Raw genomic sequence first — 20,965 nt, 5'->3', positions numbered from 1 at the left:
ACGTGTCTCTGATCGCTTCTGACCACTTCCGCATCGTTGTCGGCCTCGGCAAGAGCGGCATGTCCCTGGTTCGCTTCCTGGCGAACCGGGGCGTGGCGTTTGCCGTGGCCGATACGCGGGAAAATCCACCGGAACTGGCCACGCTCAAGCGTGACTATCCGCACGTGGAAGTGCGTTGTGGCGAGCTGGACGTCGAATTCCTGTGCCGTGCCGACGAGCTCTACGTGAGCCCGGGCCTGGCGCTGGCGACCCCGGCCCTGCAGGCCGCCGCCGCCCGTGGCGTGAAATTGTCCGGTGACATCGAGTTGTTCGCGCGTAACGCGAAGGCACCGATCGTGGCCATCAGCGGTTCCAACGCGAAAAGTACCGTGACCACGCTGGTCGGCGAGATGGCGGCTGCGGCAGGCAAGCGTGTTGCCGTCGGTGGCAACCTCGGTACGCCGGCGCTGGACTTGCTCAGCGACGACATCGAGTTGTACGTGATGGAGTTGTCGAGTTTCCAGCTGGAAACCACCGATCAGCTCAACGCCGAAGTGGCGACTGTGCTCAACGTCAGCGAAGACCACATGGACCGTTACAGCGGTCTGCCGGCCTATCACCTGGCCAAGCACAGGATCTTCCGTGGCGCCAGGCAGTTTGTGGTCAATCGTCAGGACGCCCTGAGTCGTCCGTTGATAGGCGAAGGGCAGCCATGCTGGACCTTCGGCCTGAGCAAGCCCGATTTCAAAGCTTTCGGTATTCGTGAAGAAGACGGCGAGAAATACCTGGCCTTCGAATTCCAGAATCTGATGCCAGTGCGCGAATTGAAGATTCGCGGCGCCCACAACCAGTCCAACGCCCTGGCAGCCCTGGCCCTGGGCCATGCAGTCGGCCTGCCATTCGATGCCATGCTGTCGAGCCTGCGCACCTTCGCCGGTCTCGAACACCGCTGCCAGTGGGTCCGTGACCTTGACGGCGTGGGCTATTACAACGATTCCAAGGCCACCAACGTTGGCGCTGCACTGGCTGCCATCGAAGGCCTGGGCGCGGACATCGACGGCAAGGTCGTGCTGATCGCCGGTGGCGATGGCAAGGGCGCCGAGTTCAAGGACCTGCGCGATCCGGTGGCGGCCAACTGCCGCGCCGTGGTCCTGATGGGCCGCGATTCCGACAAGATCGGCGAGGCCATCGGCGATGCCGTACCGCTGATCCGCGCCGGCTCCCTGATCGAAGCCGTCGAGCAATGCCGCGCCGCAGCCCAGCCGGGCGACGTGGTGCTGCTGTCGCCAGCCTGTGCCAGTTTCGACATGTTCAAGAACTACGAAGACCGTGGTCACCAGTTCGTCCAAGCCGTGGAGGATCTGGCATGAGCCTAAAAGGCATCATCAAGCCGTATCCATCGCCGCTCATCACCGGGCGCGGTATCGACCTCGACTTCCCGATGCTTGCCGGTTGCCTGACGCTGCTCGGCCTGGGGCTGATCATGATCGCCTCGGCATCGACCGAAGTGGCGGCCGTGCAGTCGGGCAGCGCCCTGTATTACATGATTCGCCACCTTATTTACGTGGTGCTGGGCCTGGGTGCCTGCATCGTCACCATGATGATCCCGATCGCTACCTGGCAACGTCTGGGCTGGCTGATGCTGCTGGGTGCGTTCGGCTTGCTGGTGATGGTGATCGTTCCGGGGATCGGCCGTGAAGTTAACGGCTCGATGCGCTGGATCGGCTTCAGTTTCTTCAACGTCCAGCCTTCCGAGATCGCCAAGGTGTTCGTGGTGATCTACCTCGCCGGTTATCTGGTGCGTCGCCAGAAAGAAGTGCGCGAAAGCTGGATGGGCTTCTTCAAGCCGTTCATCGTGCTGCTGCCGATGGCGGGCCTGCTGCTGATGGAGCCGGACTTCGGTGCCACCGTCGTGATGATGGGCGCTGCGGCGGCGATGCTGTTCCTGGGGGGCGTCGGGCTGTTCCGTTTTTCCCTGATGGTGGTGCTGGCTGTCGGCGCGGTGGTGCTGTTGATTCAAATGCAGCCGTATCGAATGGCGCGCCTGACCAACTTTGCCGACCCGTGGGCCGACCAGTTCGGTGCCGGCTATCAGCTGTCCCAAGCCTTGATCGCCTTCGGTCGCGGCGAATGGCTGGGCGTCGGCCTGGGCAACAGCGTGCAGAAACAGTTCTACCTGCCGGAAGCCCACACCGACTTCGTGTTCTCGGTCCTGGCCGAAGAACTGGGTGCCGTGGGTTCGTTGTGTACCGTGGCACTGTTCGTCTTCGTGTGTATTCGCGGCATGTACATCGGATTGTGGGCGGAAAAGGCCAAGCAGTTTTTCGCCGCTTATGTTGCCTACGGTTTGTCGTTCCTGTGGATCGGCCAGTTCCTGATCAACATCGGCGTGAACGTCGGCCTGCTGCCGACCAAGGGTCTGACCCTGCCGTTCCTCAGTTATGGTGGCAGTTCGTTGGTGATCTGCTGTGCCTGTCTCGGCTTGTTGCTGCGCATCGAGTGGGAAAGTCGAACCCACCTGGGCAGTGAAGAGATGGAGTTCCATGAGAGCGACTTCGCTGAGGAGCCGAACCATGGGCGCTAACGTCATGATCATGGCAGGCGGTACCGGTGGCCACGTGTTCCCGGCGCTGGCCTGTGCCCGCGAATTCCAGGCGCGCGGCTATACCGTGCACTGGCTCGGCACCCCGCGTGGCATCGAGAACGATCTGGTACCGGCAGCCGGTATCGAGCTGCACCGGATCAACGCCAGCGGTCTGCGCGGCAAGGGCAAATTGTCCCTGCTCAAGGCGCCGTTCATGTTGTTCAAGTCGGTCTGGCAGGCGCGGGCGATCATTCGCCGTCTGCAACCGGTCTGCGTCGTGGGTTTTGGTGGCTTTGTGACCGGTCCTGGCGGCGTCGCAGCAAAACTGGCCGGCGTGCCGGTGATCGTTCACGAACAGAACGCCGTGGCCGGTACCGCCAATCGGTTGCTGGTGCCGTTGGCCGCCCGAGTCTGTGAAGCGTTCCCCGACACCTTTACCCTGTCGGACAGCCGCCGGACCACTGGTAATCCGGTGCGCACCGAGCTGTTCCTCGAGACATCGCGACCTGCCCTGGCCGGTCGCAAGGCGCGTTTGCTGATTCTGGGCGGAAGCCTGGGCGCAGAACCGTTGAACAAGTTGCTGCCTGAAGCCCTGTCGCAAGTCGCTGCCGACTTGCGTCCGGAAGTGTTCCATCAGGCCGGCAAAAACCACGATGAAGTGACTGCAGAGCGCTATCGCGCGGCTGGCGTCGAGGCGCAGGTGCAGCCCTTCATCAAAGACATGGCTCAAGCCTACAGCTGGGCCGACCTGGTGGTATGTCGCGCAGGCGCGCTGACCATCAGTGAACTGGCCGCCGCCGGTCTGCCCTCGATGCTGGTGCCTTTGCCTCACGCCATCGACGATCACCAGACCCGCAACGCCGAATATTTGGCCCGTGAAGGCGCAGCCTTCCTGATGCCGCAAAGAACGACTGGTGCAGCGGATCTTGCCGCTCGCCTGACAGAGGTCCTGATGCAACCACAACGACTCAACGAAATGGCTACCGCGGCACGCCGCCTGGCCAAACCCGATGCCACCCGTAACGTGGTCGATAGCTGCCTGGAGGTGGCCCATGGTTGAGAGTCAGAAAGCCATGCCGCAACCGGAAATGCGCCGCATCCGTCGTATCCACTTCGTCGGTATCGGCGGTGTGGGCATGTGCGGGATTGCCGAAGTGCTGCTGAACCTGGGTTATGCCGTGTCCGGCTCTGACCTGAAGGCTTCGCCGGTGACCGAGCGTCTGGAGTCTTTCGGGGCGCAGATCTTCATCGGCCACCGCGCCGAGAACGCCGCGGCCGCTGACGTGCTGGTGGTGTCGAGCGCTGTGAACACCTCCAACCCGGAAGTCGCTACCGCGCTGGAACGCCGTATCCCGGTGGTGCCGCGTGCAGAAATGCTGGCTGAGCTGATGCGTTATCGCCACGGCATCGCCGTTGCCGGTACCCATGGCAAAACCACCACCACCAGTCTGATCGCTTCGGTATTCGCCGCTGGTGGCCTGGACCCGACATTCGTGATCGGTGGACGCCTGAATGCCGCGGGCACCAATGCCCAGCTCGGCACCAGTCGCTACCTGATCGCCGAAGCCGACGAAAGCGACGCCAGCTTCCTGCACTTGCAGCCGCTGGTGGCCGTGGTCACCAACATCGACGCTGACCACATGGCGACCTATGACGGTGACTTCAACAAGCTGAAGAAAACCTTCGTCGAATTCCTGCACAACCTGCCGTTCTACGGCCTGGCGGTGGTGTGCCTGGACGATCCGGTGGTGCGTGAAATCCTCCCGCAGGTCAAACGCCCGACGGTCACCTATGGCTTCGGCGAAGACTGCGACGTGCGCGCCATCAACGTGCGCCAGCAAGGCATGCAGACCTTCTTCACCGTGCTGCGCCCTGACCGCGAGCCGCTGGATGTTTCGGTGAACATGCCGGGCAACCACAACGTATTGAATGCACTGGCGACCATCTGCATCGCCACTGACGAAGGCGTCAGCGATGAAGCCATCGTCCAGGGCCTGTCCGGGTTCCAGGGTGTCGGCCGACGCTTCCAGGTCTACGGCGAACTGCCGGTGGACGGCGGCAATGTGATGCTGGTCGATGACTACGGTCACCACCCGACGGAAGTCGCGGCCGTGATCAAGGCCGTACGCGGTGGCTGGCCGGAGCGCCGCCTGGTGATGGTCTACCAGCCGCACCGTTACAGCCGCACCCGTGATCTGTACGACGATTTCGTCAATGTACTGGCCGACGCCAACGTACTGCTGCTGATGGAAGTCTATCCGGCCGGCGAAGAGCCGATTCCGGGCGCCGACAGCCGCAAGCTGTGCAACAGCATCCGTCAGCGTGGCCAGCTTGATCCGATCTATATCGAGCGTGGTGTTGACCTGGCGCCAGTGGTCAAGCCGCTGCTGCGCGCCGGCGACATCCTGCTGTGCCAGGGCGCCGGCGATATCGGCGGTCTCGCACCAAAACTGTTGAAAAGTGAGTTGTTCGCCGGTGCCGTTGCCGCGCCGGAGAAGGGGACGTTGAAATGACTGCTGCCTACGCCAACCTGGTCTCCACGATCGCGCCGAAAGATTTCGGCCGCGTCGCCGTGCTGTTCGGCGGCAAGAGTGCCGAGCGAGAAGTGTCCCTGAAGTCGGGTAACGCTGTTCTGGACGCACTGCAAAGCGCCGGTGTGGACGCGTTCGGCCTCGACGTGGGCGATGACCTGCTGCAGCGTCTGCTCAACGAAAAGATCGACCGCGCCTTCATCATCCTCCACGGTCGTGGCGGTGAAGACGGCAGCATGCAGGGCCTGCTCGAATGCCTGGGCATTCCGTACACCGGCAGCGGCATTCTGGCGTCGGCCCTGGCGATGGACAAACTGCGCACCAAGCAGGTCTGGCACAGCCTGGGCATTCCGACCCCACGTCACGCGGTACTGAGCAGCGAGGCCGATTGTATTTCGGCGACGACGGAACTGGGCTTCCCTTTGATCGTCAAACCGGCCCATGAAGGTTCAAGTATCGGTATGGCCAAAGTGAGTTCCGCGTCCGAATTGATCGACGCATGGAAAGCGGCCAGTACCTACGATTCGCAAGTGTTGGTCGAGCAATGGATTCACGGTCCGGAGTTCACCATCGCCACCCTGCGTGACCAGGTGTTGCCACCGATTGCCCTGGGCACGACGCACAGCTTCTACGACTACGACGCCAAGTACATCGCCAACGATACCCAGTACCGCATTCCGTGCGGTCTGGACAGCGCCAAGGAAAAGGAACTCATGGACCTCACGGCGAAAGCCTGTGAAGCGCTGGGTATCGCCGGTTGGGGCAGGGCAGACGTGATGCAGGACGCCGACGGGCAGTTCTGGTTCCTGGAAGTCAACACCGCACCGGGCATGACCGATCACAGCCTGGTGCCGATGGCGGCCCGTGCCGCCGGTCTGGATTTCCAGCAACTGGTCCTGGCCATTTTGGCCGAGAGCGTTGCCAGCAACACTGCCGGTAACCAAGAGTCGACGAGAGGTTAAGGCCATGCAAGGCGCTCAGCTCAGACATCAGCCCACCGCACCGACCGGCCGCAAGCCGGTGCCGCGGGGTGCCAGCCGAATGGTGGCCAAAGAGCCGATGTCCGCGCGCCTGCCGAAAGCCAATTTCGGCTTTCTGAAAAGCCTGTTCTGGCCGGTACTGCTGGTGGCCTTGGGGTTCGGTACTTACGAAGGTGCGACACGGTTGTTGCCGTATGCCGACCGGCCGATCACCAAGATCAACGTGCAGGGCGACCTGAGCTACATCAGCCAGCAAGCAGTGCAGCAGCGGATCGCCCCTTACGTGGCGTCGAGCTTCTTCACCATCGACCTGGCGAGCATGCGCACCGAGCTGGAAACGATGCCATGGATTGCCCACGCCGAAGTGCGCAGGGTGTGGCCGGATCAGGTGGTGATCCGCCTGGAAGAACAACTGCCGGTGGCCCGTTGGGGCGACGAGTCGCTATTGAACAACCAGGGCCAGGCCTTCACCCCGCGCGAGCTGGCGAACTATGAACACCTGCCACAGCTGTTCGGCCCACAACGGGCCCAGCAGCAAGTGATGCAGCAATACCAGGTGCTGAGCCAGATGCTCAGGCCGCTGGGCTTCTCGATTGCACGCCTGGAACTGCGTGATCGCGGCAGCTGGTTCCTGACCACCGGCCCCGGCAGTGCGGGTCCCGGGATCGAACTGCTGCTGGGACGCGGCAACCAGGTGGAAAAGATGCGCCGTTTCATCGCCATCTATGACAAGACGCTCAAAGAACAGATTACGAACATTGCGCGCATCGATCTGCGCTACGCCAACGGCCTCGCTGTTGGCTGGCGGGAACCTGTAGCGCCCACGGCAGCCCAACCCGCTGTCGCGAAGAATTAAGAAGAGGCAGGACCCATGGCAAACGTGCAAAGCGGCAAAATGATCGTCGGTCTCGATATCGGCACCTCCAAGGTGGTGGCGCTGGTGGGCGAGGTCGCGGACGACGGCACGCTGGAAATCGTCGGGATCGGTACTCATCCGTCCCGTGGCCTGAAAAAAGGCGTGGTGGTGAACATCGAATCCACCGTGCAATCGATCCAGCGCGCTATCGAAGAAGCGCAGTTGATGGCCGGTTGCCGCATTCACTCGGCGTTCGTCGGCGTGGCCGGCAATCACATCCGCAGCCTGAACTCCCACGGCATCGTGGCGATTCGGGATCGCGAAGTCAGCTCGGCAGACCTTGAACGCGTGCTCGACGCCGCCCAGGCCGTGGCGATCCCGGCTGACCAGCGCGTGTTGCACACCCTGCCGCAGGATTACGTGATCGATAACCAGGAAGGCGTCCGCGAGCCGCTGGGCATGTCCGGCGTGCGTCTGGAAGCCAAGGTCCACGTGGTCACCTGCGCCGTCAACGCTGCACAGAACATTGAAAAATGCGTGCGCCGCTGCGGTCTGGAAATCGACGACATCATTCTCGAGCAACTGGCTTCCGCGTACTCGGTACTGACCGATGACGAGAAAGAGCTGGGCGTGTGCCTGGTGGACATCGGTGGCGGTACTACCGACATCGCGATCTTCACCGAAGGCGCGATCCGTCACACCGCTGTGATCCCGATTGCCGGTGACCAGGTGACCAACGACATCGCCATGGCGTTGCGCACTCCGACCCAGTACGCCGAAGAAATCAAGATCCGTTACGCCTGCGCCCTGGCCAAACTGGCTGGTGCCGGCGAAACCATCAAGGTGCCAAGCGTCGGCGACCGTCCGCCGCGCGAACTGTCCCGCCAGGCCCTGGCCGAAGTGGTCGAGCCGCGCTACGACGAACTGTTCACGCTGATCCAGGCCGAACTGCGCCGCAGCGGCTACGAAGACCTGATCCCGGCCGGCATCGTGCTGACCGGCGGTACCGCGAAAATGGAAGGCGCCACTGAACTGGCCGAGGAAATCTTCCACATGCCGGTGCGCCTGGGCGTGCCTCACGGCGTGAAAGGTCTGGATGACGTGGTGCGCAACCCGATCTATTCCACCGGCGTCGGCCTGTTGATGTACGGCCTGCAGAAGCAGTCCGACGGCATCTCGTTCTCGGGCATCGGCAGCCGCGACAGCTACAGCAACGAAGAGCCACAGGCTCCGCTGCTGGACCGCCTGAAGAAGTGGGTCCAGGGCAATTTCTGAAGATTTACCGTAATACCGTTACACCGAAGCACGCAGTAGGCGAAAAAACTAGAGAATTGAAAGGAGAGGGAAAATGTTCGAACTCGTAGACAACATCCCCGCAAGCCCGGTAATCAAAGTTATCGGTGTCGGCGGTGGCGGCGGCAACGCTGTCAACCACATGGTCAAGAGCAACATCGAAGGCGTCGAGTTCATCTGCGCCAACACTGATGCCCAGGCGCTGAAATCCATCGGCGCGCGGACCATCCTGCAACTGGGTACCGGTGTGACCAAGGGCCTGGGCGCTGGCGCCAACCCTGAAGTAGGTCGTCAGGCTGCTCTGGAAGACCGTGAGCGCATTGCCGAAGTCCTGCAGGGCACCAACATGGTGTTCATCACCACTGGCATGGGCGGAGGTACCGGTACCGGTGCTGCGCCGATCATCGCCGAAGTGGCCAAGGAAATGGGCATCCTGACCGTTGCGGTCGTGACTCGTCCGTTCCCGTTCGAAGGCCGCAAGCGTATGCAGATCGCCGACGAAGGCATCCGTCTGCTGTCTGAAAGCGTCGACTCGTTGATCACCATTCCCAACGAGAAGCTGCTGACCATCCTCGGTAAAGACGCAAGCCTGCTGTCGGCTTTCGCCAAGGCTGACGATGTACTGGCCGGTGCCGTTCGCGGTATCTCCGACATCATCAAGCGTCCGGGCATGATCAACGTCGACTTCGCCGACGTGCGTACCGTGATGAGCGAAATGGGCATGGCGATGATGGGCACTGGCTGCGCCAGCGGTCCGAACCGTGCACGCGAAGCAACCGAAGCGGCCATCCGCAACCCGCTGCTCGAAGACGTGAACCTGCAAGGCGCACGCGGCATCCTGGTGAACATCACCGCCGGTCCTGACCTGTCCCTGGGTGAGTACTCCGACGTGGGTAGCATCATCGAAGCCTTCGCTTCCGAGCACGCGATGGTCAAGGTCGGTACCGTTATCGATCCGGACATGCGCGACGAGCTGCACGTGACTGTCGTTGCCACAGGTCTTGGCGCTAAAATCGAGAAGCCTGTGAAGGTCATCGACAACACCGTTCACACTTCGATGGCTGCACAGCCACAACAACAGGCCCCTGTTCGTCAGGAAGCTCCAGCGGTTAACTACCGTGACCTGGACCGTCCGACCGTCATGCGCAACCAGGCCCAGGCCGGTGCTGCGACTGCCGCGAAGATGAATCCGCAAGATGACCTGGACTACCTGGACATCCCGGCTTTCCTGCGTCGTCAGGCCGATTGATGGAATGTATCAGGGCTATGAAGGTGATTGGTGTTCAGCAAAGGCTCGGTCTGCTATCATCGCCAGCCTTTGTTGATACCAGTTCGCAATTTGCGCTGAAGCGGCCCAAGCCATGATTAAACAACGCACACTGAAAAATATTATCCGTGCCACAGGTGTAGGCCTGCACTCCGGGGAGAAGGTCTACCTGACCCTCAAGCCTGCGCCTGTCGACACTGGCATTGTGTTTTGTCGCGCTGACCTCGACCCTGTGGTGCAGATTCCTGCCCGCGCGGAAAACGTCGGCGAAACCACTATGTCGACCACGCTGATCAATGGCGACGTCAAAGTGGACACGGTAGAGCACTTGCTCTCGGCCATGGCTGGCCTGGGCATCGATAACGCCTACGTCGAGCTCTCCGCGTCCGAAGTCCCGATCATGGATGGCAGCGCTGGACCCTTCGTATTCCTGATTCAATCGGCAGGCCTGGAAGAACAGGACGCCGCCAAGAAATTCATCCGCATCCTGCGTGAAGTGACAGTGGAAGACGGCGACAAGCGCGCCACTTTCGTCCCTTTCGAAGGGTTCAAGGTGAGCTTCGAGATCGATTTCGATCACCCGGTTTTCCGGGACCGCACCCAAAGTGCAAGCGTGGATTTTTCCAGCACTTCGTTCGTAAAAGAAGTCAGCCGCGCCCGTACTTTCGGTTTCATGAGTGACATCGAGTACCTGCGCAAGCACAACCTCGCACTCGGCGGCAGCGTTGAAAACGCAATCGTGGTCGACGCCGATGGCGTACTGAACGAAGACGGCCTTCGCTATGAAGACGAATTCGTGAAGCACAAGATTCTCGATGCAATTGGTGACCTCTACCTGCTGGGCAATAGCCTGATTGGTGAGTTCAAGGGCTTCAAGTCCGGCCACGCACTGAACAACCAGCTGCTGCGCAAGTTGATTGAGCAGACAGATGCCTGGGAAGTCGTGACGTTCGAAGACGCCAGCACCGCACCAATCTCTTACATGCGCCCGGTTGCGGCGGTGTAAGCAAAAAACCTCTCTAGTTTTTAAAGGCTGCCTTCGGGTGGCCTTTTTTTATGTCCCGAATTTTGTGTTGCCTCGGCTGGCCTCATCGCGAGCAAGCTCGCTCCCACAGTGGATTGTATTCCCTTGTAGGAGCGAGCCTGCTCGCGATGACGTCCGTCCACTCAACAAAAAAATCAGCCGGCGCACACCACCCGGTTCCGCCCCCCTTCCTTGGCCTGATACAACGCCTTGTCCGCGCTGAACAGCAATTGCTCCAGGTTGATATCGCTGGCCGCCGTCCAGGTGGCAATGCCGATGCTCACGCTCATCGGCGGCTCACCGGGGTCCACCAGTGGCAGTTTCTGCACCGCCTCGCGGATGTGCTCGGCGATCTGCTTCGCGCCTTCACTGTCAGTTTCGGCCAGGATCACCGAAAACTCCTCGCCACCATAGCGAGCCACCAGGTCCGCCGGGCGATGGACATTGGCGCGGATGACCTCGGCCAACGCCCGCAAGGCTTCGTCGCCGGCCTGATGCCCGTGTCGGTCATTGAAGGCCTTGAAGTGATCGGCATCGATCATCAGCAATGACAACGGCTTGCCGCTGCGCTGCGCGCGAAACCATTCATGGCGCAGGGTCTGATCAAGGGATCGACGGTTGGCCACGCCGGTCAAGGCATCGGTGGCCGCCAGTTGCGCCAATTCCTGCTCGGCACTTTGGCGCCGTCGCAGCTCCCGACAGAGCAGCCAGGTCAGCCACAACAGGCCGATGCACAAAACCCCTGTTGCACCGCTGATCGCATAGGCTGTGCGGTTCCAGGTAGCGAACACTTCGTCGATGGAAAGGGCCACGATGACGGTCAACGGCAGATTGCCGACCCGGGTAAAGGTGTACAGGCGCCGTTGATGATCGACACTCGACACGCTTTCAAAGGTGCCACTGCGCTCGCGCAGCATGCGTACGACGTTAGGGCGGCTGGAGATGCTTTTGCCGATGGCGTTTTGTTCACGGTACGGTTTCTGCGCCAGGAGAATCCCGTCGTCGTTGATGATGCCAAGCGTACTGCCATTGCCGATGTCGAGGCTGCTGAACAGCTGATCGAAATAGCTCATGCGCATCGACGCTACCGCGACCCCCAGAAACTCACCCGTGGGCGATGAAATGCGCCGGCTGAAACTGATGCGCCATTCGTCGCTGTCATCGCAGTCGCAGCGTGGCTTGAACGGCCGGCTGATAAACATGCCGGTGTCGCGATTGAAGACATGGGCCAGGAAATAATCGCGGTCAGCGAAGTTCCCCGGTTTCGGCTCGATCAATGATGAGTCGGCCAGTACGTCGCCGTGCTTGTCCAGCAGCAGGATGTCGCCCTTGTAGCGCGCAGTGGTGGAGCGGTCGAACAGCACCAGATGACGGATCTGCGGTGCAACCTGTTTAAGGTCGTCCCGCTGGGCGGCAGCGATCAGGCCCTGCAGGGTCAAGTCATAGAGCTCGACCGTACGCAAGACATCGGCGTCGATCAGTTGCGCGATGGTGGTCGCGCTACGTGTGGCGGTCTGCTGGGCGTTGGCGTGTTCGCGGATCAGCAGGAAGGTGACGATGCACAGGATCGAGATGACTGTCAGGGTGCTGCCGAAGATCACCAAGATCTCGGGTCGCCCGGTCGGGCCTTGAAAATGTGCGGTGCGGCTTGCGGTCATAGGGCTGACGTCTGCTAAAGGGACGCTCTAAGCGTAGTTGCATAAACGTAGCAGCCGAGTGAATCCTTCCTGTTGCTCGAACGATTGATCAATGGCGTGGGCGTCAGTGACTTTCGTTACAGAAATTGCAAAGAAGGCCGAGTCGCCACTATAAAAAAAGCCGCTGACAGCAGCGGCTTTGGAGACAACTTTTCAAAGGGAAGAGCCGATGAAAAGTGTCGATGAAAACGGGGGTGATCGGTGCCGGTCAGCTGTCTTTCTCGACCCGTGGCTGGGCCTGGATGCTGGACGCTTGCGGGGCTTGGGTATCTTGGGCAGCCTTGGCTGTCATCTCGACCTGATGCTCTTCGAACGTCGCAGCGCGTGCGGCGTTATGCGCGACGAAAGTCTGCGATTCTTCCGCCATCGCCAATGGCGACAGGAACAAAGAGGACAAAACGAAAGCGCTGGCAATACCCATACTGTTGGACATCTTTAAAACCTTCTTGCTTGGCAAGTGCTGTTTGGTGCGGGCAAAGATAAGGATATGAGGCGAGGGGAAAAAGAGCGGATTCATGAAAGGACTGTTGCGACTTGAGCAACAGTTGGTGGTGTCGAGCGCTTTTGTGGCGAGGGAGCTTGCTCCCGCTCGGCTGCGCAGCAGTCGCAGGTCCGAGGAATATGGACTGTCTGAAAGAACGCGCACACAGGTTTTTAGGGCCGCTTCGCAGCCCAGCGCGAGCAAGCTCGCTCGCCACAGTAGTTTGTGTGTTTCAGACGGGAAGGTGTATGCCGAACGTATTCATCCCATGATCACTGCGCACGAACACATCCCCGCCATGCATCAGCGCAATCGCCTTGACGATGGCCAGCCCCAGGCCGTGATTGTGGCCGCTGTTGCTACGCGACGCATCGACCCGATAGAAGCGTTCGAACAGGCGCGGCAGATGCTCACTGGCAATCGGCAAACCTGGGTTGGCGACGCCGATGCTGACTTGATGCTCCTGGGCTTCGATCCGCACTTGAATCACCTGCCCGGGCGCGGTGTGCTGCACCGCGTTATTCAACAAGTTGATCAACGCCCGGCGCAGATGGGCGATCTCGATCCGCACTTGCGCGTCACCACTGACCTCGACCTGGACTTGAGCGTCCTCGAGAATGAAGTCCAGATATTCCAGGGTCGTGGCCACCTCATCGGCCAGCGAGGTCGAGGTGAGTTTGGTCGCCTTGCTGCCCTGATCAGCGCTGGCGAGGAACAGCATGTCGTTGATGATCGAACGCAGTCGCTCAAGCTCTTCGAGGTTTGATTGCAGCACTTCGAAGTAATGCTCGGCGGAGCGTCCGCGGGTCAATGCGACTTGGGTCTGGCCGATCAGGTTGGTCAGTGGCGAGCGCAGTTCGTGGGCAACATCGGCGTTGAATGACTCAAGGCGCGAGTAGGCCTGCTCGACCCGTTCCAGGGTTGAGTTGAACGAGCTGACGAATTGATCGAGTTCCGGCGGCAACGGTGACAATCGCAAGCGCCCCGAGCGCAACGGCGGGGCCAGGCGCCGGGCTTCCTGGGACAGTTTGATCAGCGGCTTGAGGCCGATCCGCGCCACCCAATAACCCAGTGCCGAGGCCAGCAGCACACCGACAATCGCCAGGCTGATCAGCGCGACCAGCAGGTGATGCTGGGTGTGGAAAAACGTTTCGGTGTCGATGGCGATCATGAAGCGCAGCGGCGGGCGCTGGTCCTTGGCCGGGAACTCACTGACCAGCACTTTCAGCGGATACGGGTGCTCCGGCAGATGCATGTCGCGCGTGCCCAGTGGCCCTTGGGCAAAGGCGCGGATCTGCGGTGTCAGGTTGCCGTATTCGTAGTGTGGATCGCCGCTGATGATCCAGAAACTGATGCGCTTGTCTTCTTCGCTCAACAGATTGAGCTTGTTGTTGATCTTCACCCAATGCTCGGGCGTGCCGTAACGGCCGACCGTGGATTCGAGCACGCTGTAGCGCGCATCGAGTTCGGCTTCTGGCAGCAGGCCCAGGCCTTTGTCGACCTGCTGGTACAGCGCCCAACCGATCAACAGGAACACCAGCAGCGCTACCAGCGTAAACATCCCGCTTAGACGCAGCGCGATGGAATTACTGGACACCACGGCTCTCCAGCACATAACCCATGCCACGAATGGTGTGCAGCAGTTTCTCTTCGAACGGCCCGTCGAGCTTGGCCCGCAGGCGTTTGATCGCGACTTCGACGACGTTGGCGTCGCTGTCGAAATTGATGTCCCAGACCATCTCGGCAATGGCGGTTTTTGACAGGATTTCGCCTTGGCGCCGGGCCAGCACGCTGAGCAGCGAGAACTCCTTGGCGGTCAGGTCCAGACGTGTACCGGCGCGGGTGGCCTTGCGGCTGATCAAATCTATCCACAGGTCGGCGATGCTCACCTGCACCGGTTCATGGCCGCCGCTACGGCGAGTCAGCGCTTGCAGGCGTGCCACCAGTTCAAGGAAGGAAAACGGTTTACCCAGATAGTCATCGGCGCCTTCACGCAGGCCCTTGATGCGATCTTCCACACGCTCGCGGGCGGTGAGCATGATCACCGGGGTTTGCTTGCGCGCACGCAGGGCGCGCAACACACCGAAGCCGTCGAGGCCCGGCAGCATCACGTCGAGGACGATTACCGCGTAGTCGCTCTCCAGCGCCAGGTGCAGACCGTCCACACCATCGCGGGCCAGATCCACGGTGAAACCCTGTTCCGTCAGGCCGCGGTGCAGATAGTCCGCGGTTTTTTCTTCGTCTTCGATAATCAGAACGCGCATGACCCCGCCTCAGTCTGTGGTCGCCAGCACCGGTTCTGGCGCAGGTTTAGGTCGATGGAATAGCCGCTCAAGCCACAAGTATATGACCGGCGTGGTGAACAGCGTCAGCGCCTGGCTGACCAGCAAGCCACCGACGACGGCGATCCCCAAGGGCTGGCGCAGTTCGGCACCGGTGCCATAGCCGAGCATCAACGGCAGGGCGCCGAGCAGGGCGGCGAGGGTGGTCATGATGATCGGCCGGAACCGCGTGATACAGGCCTTGAAGATCGCCTCTTCAGGCGACAGTCCGCCATTGCGCTGCGCTTCGAGGGCGAAGTCGATCATCAGGATGCCGTTTTTCTTGACGATACCGATCAGCAACACCAGCCCGATCAAGGCCATGATCGAAAAGTCCTGGCCGCAAATCCACAGCATGATCACCGCACCGAGGCCCGCCGAAGGCAAGGTGGAAATGATCGTCAGCGGGTGCACGAAGCTCTCGTAGAGCACGCCGAGAATGATGTACACCGCCACCAGTGCCGCCAGAATCAGCCACGGCTGGCTGGCCAGTGAACTCTGGAACGCCTGGGCCGCGCCCTGGAAGTTGCCGCTGATGGCGGTCGGCATGCCGATGTCGGCCTTGGCCTGGTTGAGCATGATCACCGCATCGCCCAACGCCACGCCGGGGGCCAGGTTGAACGACAGGTTGGCGGCGGGGAACATCCCGTCATGGGCGATGGACAGCGGGCCGATGGTCGGCGCATCGAACCTGGCCAGGGCCGACAGCGGCACCATTTCCCCGCTCAGGGGCGAGCGCAGGTAGAAATAGTTGAGGCTTTCGGCCTTGCCGCGTTGCTTGGTGTCCAGCTCCAGGATCACGTTGTACTGGTTGACCTGGGTCTGGAATTCGTTGATCTGGCGCTGGCCGAAGGCATCGTACAGGGCTTCGTCGACGTCGCTGGCGGTGAGGCCGAAACGTGCGGCGGCGCTGCGGTCGATGCTGATGTGGGTGATGCTGCCGCCCAGTTGCAGGTCGTTGGAAATGTCGCGGAAGGCCGGGTTGGCGCGCAGTTTTTCCGTCAGGCGTTGGGTCCAGGTGCTGAGGGTCGCACCGTCGTTGCTCTTGAGCACGTATTGGTACTGGGCGCGGCTCGGGCCTGAGCTGAGGTTGATGTCTTGCCCTGCACGCAGGTACAGGACGATGCCCGGGACTTTCATCAGTTGTGGGCGAATCCGGTCGATGAACTGGCTGGCCGAGACGTCGCGATCCCCGCGTTTTTTCAGGGTGATCCAGAAGCGGCCGTTGGCAATGGTCTGGTTGCTGCCCGAGACGCCGACTGAGTGCGAGAAGGTTTCGACAGCGGGGTCGGCGGCAACGATTTCGGCCATCGCCAGGTGTTTTTTCACCATGTCGCCGTAGGAAATATCCGCAGCTGCTTCGGTGGTACCGAGGACGAAGCCAGTGTCCTGGATCGGGAAGAAACCTTTAGGGATAAAGATGTAACCGGCGACCGCCAACCCCAGCGACAGGCCGAACACGCCGATCATCATTTTCTGGTGGGCGAGGGCGCGGCGCAGGCCTTTTTCGTACCACGCCAGCAGACGTTCACCAAAGCCCGGTTTGCTATGAACGTGATGCACCGGTGCCCGCATGAACAGCGCTGCCAGCGTTGGCGCCAATGTCAGCGAGACCACCACCGAAATCATGATGGTCGAGGTGGCGGTCAGGGCGAATTCCTTGAACAGCCGACCGACCACACCACCCATGAACAGCAGTGGAATGAACGCCGCCACCAGTGAAAAACTGATCGAAACCACGGTGAAGCCGATCTCGCCGGCGCCCTTGATCGCCGCCTCGCGCATGCCGTCACCGGCCTCCAGATGCCGGTGGATGTTCTCCACCACCACGATCGCATCGTCCACCACAAAGCCCACGGCGACCACGATCGCCACAAGGGTCAGGTTGTTCAGGCTGAAGCCCATCACATACATCAGCGCGAAACTGGCGATCAGTGACACGCCGAGCACTGCCGACACGATCAGCGTGGCCGACAGTTGGCGCAGGAACAGCGCCATCACCGCCACCACCAACATGATTGCAATCAGCAGGGTGATTTCCACTTCATGCAGCGAGGCACGGATGGTCTGGGTGCGGTCGATCAGCGTCTTGACCTGCACCGAGGCGGGGAGCATCGCTTCCAGTGCCGGCAAGGCGGCCTGGATGCGGTCCACGGTCTCGACGATGTTGGCGCCTGGCTGGCGGAAGATCACAAGGTTTACGCCCGGTTGCGAACCCGCCCACGCCTGAACGTAGGCATCTTCCGAACCGTTGACGACTTTCGCGACATCCTTGAGGTGAACCGGTGCACCGTCCTTGTAGGAAACGATCAACTGGCTGTATTCGTCGGGGTGGAACAACTGGTCGTTGGTGGACAGGGTCGAGATGCTCGACTCCCCGTACAGCGCACCCTTGGCCAGGTTGAGGCTGGTCTGCTGGATCGCCAGGCGGATGTCGGCGAGGGTCAGGCCAATGGCGGCGAGTTTGTCGGCGGATACCTGGACGCGAATCGCCGGACGCTGCTGACCGGTGATGACGACCTGGCCTACACCGTCGACCTGACTGAGCTGACGGGACAACAGGGTTTCCGTCAGGTCGCTGAGCTCAGGGCCTGGCATCAGCGACGAGTTGACGCTGAGGATCAGCACCGGGCTGTCCGCCGGGTTGACCTTGCGCCAGGTCGGCAGGTTCGGCATGTCCTTGGGCAGTTTGCCCGCGGCAGTATTGATCGCTGCCTGCACTTCCTGGGCGGCGGTGTCGATGCTCTTGTCGAGGGTGAATTGCAGGGTCAGGTTGGTCGAGCCCAGTGCACTGCTCGAGGTCATCTGGGTTACGCCGGGAATGGCACTGAATTGCACTTCAAGGGGCGTGGCCACCGAGGAAGCCATGGTTTCCGGGCTGGCGCCGGGAAGTTGCGCGGCCACCTGGATGGTCGGGAATTCTGCCTCCGGCAACGGCGCTACCGGCAGGCGCGGAAACGCGATGACACCCAGCAGCACCAGGGCGAACGTCAACAGGACCGTGGCCACCGGGTGGTCGATGCACCAGGCTGAAATCGAACCATGGCCCTTCATTGCGCCGCCTCCGATCGCACCACTTGAGGCGGCTCGGTCAGCACTTGCACAGTAGCGCCGGGCTTGAGCCGCGACTGACCATCGCTGACCAGTACATCACCCGGCTTCACACCCTTGATGATGTCCTGGCCGCTGCCTTGATAGACCATCTGCACCTGCACGGCTTCGACCTTGTCGCCATTGACCCGGTACACGAAGTGCTGGTCGAGGCCGCGTTGTACGACTGTCGGCGGCACCACCAGCGCATCTTTATCCAGGGCTGTCTGAATCTTTACCGTCACCAGCAGGCCCGGCCAGAGCTTCTGCCCCGGATTGTCGAATTCGGCCTTGGCGCGGATGGTGCCGGTGTTGGCGTTGATTTGGTTGTCGATCAGGGTCAGGTGACCTTCGCCGAGCAGGTTGCCGGTTTCGCCGTCGGTGTCGGCACCGATGTAGGCCTTTACCTGAGCGTGTTGCGGGTCGTTGATCAGGCCTTGGAGGGTCGGCAGCATTTGCTGTGGCAGGGAGAACTCCACAGCGATCGGGTCGATCTGGGTCACCGTGAACAGGCCCTGGGTGTCGGTCATGCGCAGGAAGTTGCCTTCGTCCACAGTACGAATACCGACGCGCCCGCTGACCGGGGAGCGAATTTGCGTGTAGGAAAGCTGTACCTCAGCGGAGTCAATCGAGGCCTGGTTGCCTTGGGCGGTAGCCTTGAGTTGGTTGACCAGGGCTTGTTGCTGGTCGTAGGTCTGCTTGGACACGCCGTCGTCGACACTCAACAGCTTGTAGCGCTTGAGGTTGACCAGCGCCACTTGCAGTTGCGCCTGGCTTTCGCCCAGTTGTGCCTTGGCCTGGTCGAGGCTGGCGCGGATCGAGCGGTCGTCGATGGTGGCCAGCAGGTCACCTTTTTTCACCAGCTGGCCTTCCTTGACCATGATTTTGGTGAGAATGCCGTCGATTTGCGGGCGGACCACGACGCTGTGCAGGGACAGCACCGAACCTATGCCGCTGACGTAGCGCGGCACGTCTTTTTCGGCGACGGCGACCACGCGCACCGGGATGGCGGTGGGGGTGGCGAGTTTGGCCTTGGCCGGTTTGTTGGCGTACCACAGGCCCAGCGCTGCCAGGACGATCAGAAGGGCGACGAGCAGGGCGGGTTTTTTCTGGATTCGCATGCGAGTGGGGCGCCGGGGCTGGGTGGTCGGTCGGTGGGTAAGGTAGTTTCCTTTATAAACCTGTTTGCTGGTCAGGAGGGTGACGGCTAACTGACGGCGCTGTCAGTTTGCGGTTTGGTTTGGTCTTGGCGGCCTCTGGGCCGACCATGTTCTTGGTTGACCGTGTACATATCCGTTTCTTCTGTAACGGCCACCTATGGTTTCGCCCTTACGGCGACTCACTTTTTTTAACAAGCGCCTCAAAAAAAGTAAGCAAAAAAAGCGCTCGCCCCGAACGTCCGGCCCCTCGCTGGGGCTCGGCGTGCCTTCGCTCCGGCATTCATCCGGGGGCATTGCCCTCCGGTCGGCTTCGCTTCGACCTACATGCAATGAGTTCGACTGCGTCGAACGGCGCTACGCGCCAATCCCCGGATAAACGCCTCCACTCAGCCTTCCGAGGGGGCGGGTGGATCAAGATCAAGAGCTGCAGGCGAGCTAACGCTCGGCCTGATGAGTGGTGAGAAGCGTGGGGGGCGCCGATCTGTTTTTGCTCTTCTGTGGGAGTGAGCCTGCTCGCTCCCGCAAGGAATCAATCTTTGACCCGATGGATCAATTCGCCACCCGAACCCCACCCAAACTCCCGCTCAGTTCATATGCCGCCAATTCCGCCTGATGCGCCGCCAGCAATTCCGGCAACGATCCGCGCAAATACTCGACCCAGGTCTTGATCTTCGCATCCAGGTACTGGCGCGACGGGTAGATCGCATACAGGTTCAGTTCCTGCGAGCGGTAGTTGGGCATCACGCGCACCAGTGTGCCGTTGCGCAGGCCTTCTATTGCGGCGTACAGCGGCAGGACGCCAACACCCATGCCGCTGATGATCGCGGATTTCATCGCGTCGGCGGAGTTCACCAGGAACGGTGAGCTGTTGATGGTGACCATTTCCTGGCCGTCAGGACCGTCGAAGGCCCATTTCTCCAGCGGAATCACCGGGCTGACCAGGCGCAGACAGGCGTGGTTGAGCAGGTCGCTGGGTTTTTGTGCGCAGCCGTTGGCTTTGACGTAGGCCGGAGAGGCGCAAACGATGCTGTAGGTGATGCCCAGGCGCTGGGAGACGAAACCCGAGTCCGGCAGTTCGCGGGCGAGCACGATGGACACGTCGTAGCCTTCGTCGAGCAGGTCCGGCACGCGGTTGGCCATGGTCAGGTCGAAGGTCACGTCCGGGTGGGTCTTGCGGTAGCGGGCGATGGCGTCGATCACGAAGTGCTGGCCGATGCCGGTCATGGTGTGCACTTTCAGTTGCCCGGCCGGGCGCGCGTGGGCGTCGCTGGCCTCGGCTTCGGCTTCTTCGACGTAGGCCAGGATCTGTTCGCAGCGCAACAGGTAACGCTTGCCGGCTTCGGTCAGGGCGATGCGGCGGGTCGTTCGGTTGAGCAGGCGGGTTTGCAGGTGGGCTTCCAGGTTGGAGACCGCGCGCGAGACGTTGGCCGTGGTGGTGTCCAGTTGCACGGCGGCGGCGGTGAAGCTGCCGGCTTCGGCCACGTAACTGAAGGCGCGCATGTTTTGCAAAGTGTCCATGGGGTGCTCTCTCGTCGAATGACAAATTGTGACACGAAGTTTCTGTTTATTTACAGGCGACTAAAGATCGACTTACGGATTATCTCGTTAACGGTAACAAAGATTCACAGGAATCCCAGCTTATCGCCATTCAGGCCGCCCCATAGAATTGCGCAACTCGCAAAACTCCCCACCTCAGGAAATC

16 protein-coding genes are annotated in these 20,965 nt (G+C 61.1%); 9 read left to right on the top strand and 7 right to left on the bottom strand.

Annotation, left to right across the window (positions count from 1 at the left end; translation table 11 throughout):
• Positions 1-2 precede the first annotated feature (2 nt).
• The 9 genes from murD (at position 3) to lpxC (ending at position 10,496) form a co-directional block, all read left to right on the top strand.
• Positions 3-1,349 (top strand): UDP-N-acetylmuramoyl-L-alanine--D-glutamate ligase, encoded by a 1,347-nt coding sequence (murD, locus tag KGA96_RS06480; protein ID WP_046041924.1) that lies wholly within the window; start codon positions 3-5, stop codon positions 1,347-1,349.
• Positions 1,346-2,563, top strand: a complete 1,218-nt coding sequence (ftsW, locus tag KGA96_RS06475) for a putative lipid II flippase FtsW (RefSeq protein ID WP_046041925.1) — start codon at positions 1,346-1,348, stop codon at positions 2,561-2,563. Before murD ends, ftsW begins: the two co-directional genes overlap by 4 nt.
• Entirely contained in the window at positions 2,553-3,623 is a 1,071-nt protein-coding gene (gene murG / locus KGA96_RS06470; RefSeq protein ID WP_046041926.1) for an undecaprenyldiphospho-muramoylpentapeptide beta-N-acetylglucosaminyltransferase, read from the top strand. The genes ftsW and murG overlap by 11 nt, the downstream gene beginning before the upstream one ends.
• On the top strand, positions 3,616-5,076 hold the full coding sequence (murC, locus tag KGA96_RS06465) for a UDP-N-acetylmuramate--L-alanine ligase (RefSeq protein WP_046041927.1): 1,461 nt from the start codon (positions 3,616-3,618) through the stop codon (positions 5,074-5,076). Before murG ends, murC begins: the two co-directional genes overlap by 8 nt.
• Positions 5,073-6,056: a D-alanine--D-alanine ligase gene (locus KGA96_RS06460; RefSeq protein ID WP_046041929.1), complete on the top strand. Its 984-nt coding sequence runs from the start codon at positions 5,073-5,075 to the stop codon at positions 6,054-6,056. The genes murC and KGA96_RS06460 overlap by 4 nt, the downstream gene beginning before the upstream one ends.
• Positions 6,057-6,060: 4 nt before the next feature.
• A complete protein-coding gene (locus KGA96_RS06455; protein ID WP_046041930.1) occupies positions 6,061-6,930 on the top strand; it encodes a cell division protein FtsQ/DivIB in 870 nt (289 codons plus the stop codon).
• A 15-nt stretch (positions 6,931-6,945) separates the two neighbouring features.
• The gene (ftsA, locus tag KGA96_RS06450) at positions 6,946-8,205 is read left to right on the top strand and encodes a cell division protein FtsA (protein ID WP_007972611.1); all 1,260 of its coding nucleotides are present in this window, start codon (positions 6,946-6,948) and stop codon (positions 8,203-8,205) included.
• Positions 8,206-8,278: 73 nt separating this feature from the next.
• Positions 8,279-9,472, top strand: coding sequence for a cell division protein FtsZ (gene ftsZ / locus KGA96_RS06445; protein WP_046041931.1), 1,194 nt, complete (start codon positions 8,279-8,281; stop codon positions 9,470-9,472).
• A 112-nt stretch (positions 9,473-9,584) separates the two neighbouring features.
• On the top strand, positions 9,585-10,496 hold the full coding sequence (lpxC, locus tag KGA96_RS06440) for a UDP-3-O-acyl-N-acetylglucosamine deacetylase (RefSeq protein WP_007916984.1): 912 nt from the start codon (positions 9,585-9,587) through the stop codon (positions 10,494-10,496).
• Positions 10,497-10,669: 173 nt separating this feature from the next.
• On the opposite strand, the gene KGA96_RS06435 is transcribed toward lpxC, so the two are convergent.
• The 7 genes from KGA96_RS06435 to KGA96_RS06405 form a co-directional block, all read right to left on the bottom strand.
• A complete protein-coding gene (locus tag KGA96_RS06435) occupies positions 10,670-12,172 on the bottom strand; it encodes a sensor domain-containing diguanylate cyclase (RefSeq protein WP_046041932.1) in 1,503 nt (500 codons plus the stop codon).
• Between the two features lie 247 nt (positions 12,173-12,419).
• On the bottom strand, positions 12,420-12,644 hold the full coding sequence (locus KGA96_RS06430) for a hypothetical protein (RefSeq protein ID WP_046041933.1): 225 nt from the start codon (positions 12,642-12,644) through the stop codon (positions 12,420-12,422).
• Positions 12,645-12,924: 280 nt separating this feature from the next.
• Positions 12,925-14,289 (bottom strand): heavy metal sensor histidine kinase, encoded by a 1,365-nt coding sequence (locus tag KGA96_RS06425; RefSeq protein ID WP_046041934.1) that lies wholly within the window; start codon positions 14,287-14,289, stop codon positions 12,925-12,927.
• Complete coding sequence (locus tag KGA96_RS06420) at positions 14,279-14,956, bottom strand: heavy metal response regulator transcription factor (RefSeq protein ID WP_046041935.1); 678 nt, start codon at positions 14,954-14,956, stop codon at positions 14,279-14,281. Before KGA96_RS06420 ends, KGA96_RS06425 begins: the two co-directional genes overlap by 11 nt.
• Before the next feature lie 9 nt (positions 14,957-14,965).
• Complete coding sequence (locus tag KGA96_RS06415; RefSeq protein WP_046041936.1) at positions 14,966-18,067, bottom strand: multidrug efflux RND transporter permease subunit; 3,102 nt, start codon at positions 18,065-18,067, stop codon at positions 14,966-14,968.
• A complete protein-coding gene (locus KGA96_RS06410; protein WP_046041937.1) occupies positions 18,064-19,224 on the bottom strand; it encodes an efflux RND transporter periplasmic adaptor subunit in 1,161 nt (386 codons plus the stop codon). The genes KGA96_RS06415 and KGA96_RS06410 overlap by 4 nt, the downstream gene beginning before the upstream one ends.
• Before the next feature lie 588 nt (positions 19,225-19,812).
• A complete protein-coding gene (locus KGA96_RS06405) occupies positions 19,813-20,781 on the bottom strand; it encodes a LysR family transcriptional regulator (protein WP_046041939.1) in 969 nt (322 codons plus the stop codon).
• Positions 20,782-20,965 lie beyond the last annotated feature (184 nt).

The organism is Pseudomonas sp. GL-R-26 (assembly GCF_019947365.1).
Taxonomy (GTDB): Bacteria; Pseudomonadota; Gammaproteobacteria; order Pseudomonadales; family Pseudomonadaceae; genus Aquipseudomonas.
The sequence above is the reverse complement of the archived record's forward strand: the minus strand, read 5'-3'. Positions and strand labels throughout refer to the sequence as shown.

Coding starts and splice junctions, on each gene's coding strand:
- murC (WP_046041927.1), top strand. CDS start 3,616: ATGGTTGAGAGTCAGAAAGCCATGCCGCAACCGGAAATGCGCCGCATC.
- ftsA (WP_007972611.1), top strand. CDS start 6,946: ATGGCAAACGTGCAAAGCGGCAAAATGATCGTCGGTCTCGATATCGGC.
- KGA96_RS06410 (WP_046041937.1), bottom strand. CDS start 19,224: ATGCGAATCCAGAAAAAACCCGCCCTGCTCGTCGCCCTTCTGATCGTC.
- ftsZ (WP_046041931.1), top strand. CDS start 8,279: ATGTTCGAACTCGTAGACAACATCCCCGCAAGCCCGGTAATCAAAGTT.
- lpxC (WP_007916984.1), top strand. CDS start 9,585: ATGATTAAACAACGCACACTGAAAAATATTATCCGTGCCACAGGTGTA.
- KGA96_RS06435 (WP_046041932.1), bottom strand. CDS start 12,172: ATGACCGCAAGCCGCACCGCACATTTTCAAGGCCCGACCGGGCGACCC.
- KGA96_RS06420 (WP_046041935.1), bottom strand. CDS start 14,956: ATGCGCGTTCTGATTATCGAAGACGAAGAAAAAACCGCGGACTATCTG.
- KGA96_RS06415 (WP_046041936.1), bottom strand. CDS start 18,067: ATGAAGGGCCATGGTTCGATTTCAGCCTGGTGCATCGACCACCCGGTG.
- KGA96_RS06405 (WP_046041939.1), bottom strand. CDS start 20,781: ATGGACACTTTGCAAAACATGCGCGCCTTCAGTTACGTGGCCGAAGCC.
- murG (WP_046041926.1), top strand. CDS start 2,553: ATGGGCGCTAACGTCATGATCATGGCAGGCGGTACCGGTGGCCACGTG.
- KGA96_RS06455 (WP_046041930.1), top strand. CDS start 6,061: ATGCAAGGCGCTCAGCTCAGACATCAGCCCACCGCACCGACCGGCCGC.
- KGA96_RS06460 (WP_046041929.1), top strand. CDS start 5,073: ATGACTGCTGCCTACGCCAACCTGGTCTCCACGATCGCGCCGAAAGAT.
- KGA96_RS06430 (WP_046041933.1), bottom strand. CDS start 12,644: ATGTCCAACAGTATGGGTATTGCCAGCGCTTTCGTTTTGTCCTCTTTG.
- ftsW (WP_046041925.1), top strand. CDS start 1,346: ATGAGCCTAAAAGGCATCATCAAGCCGTATCCATCGCCGCTCATCACC.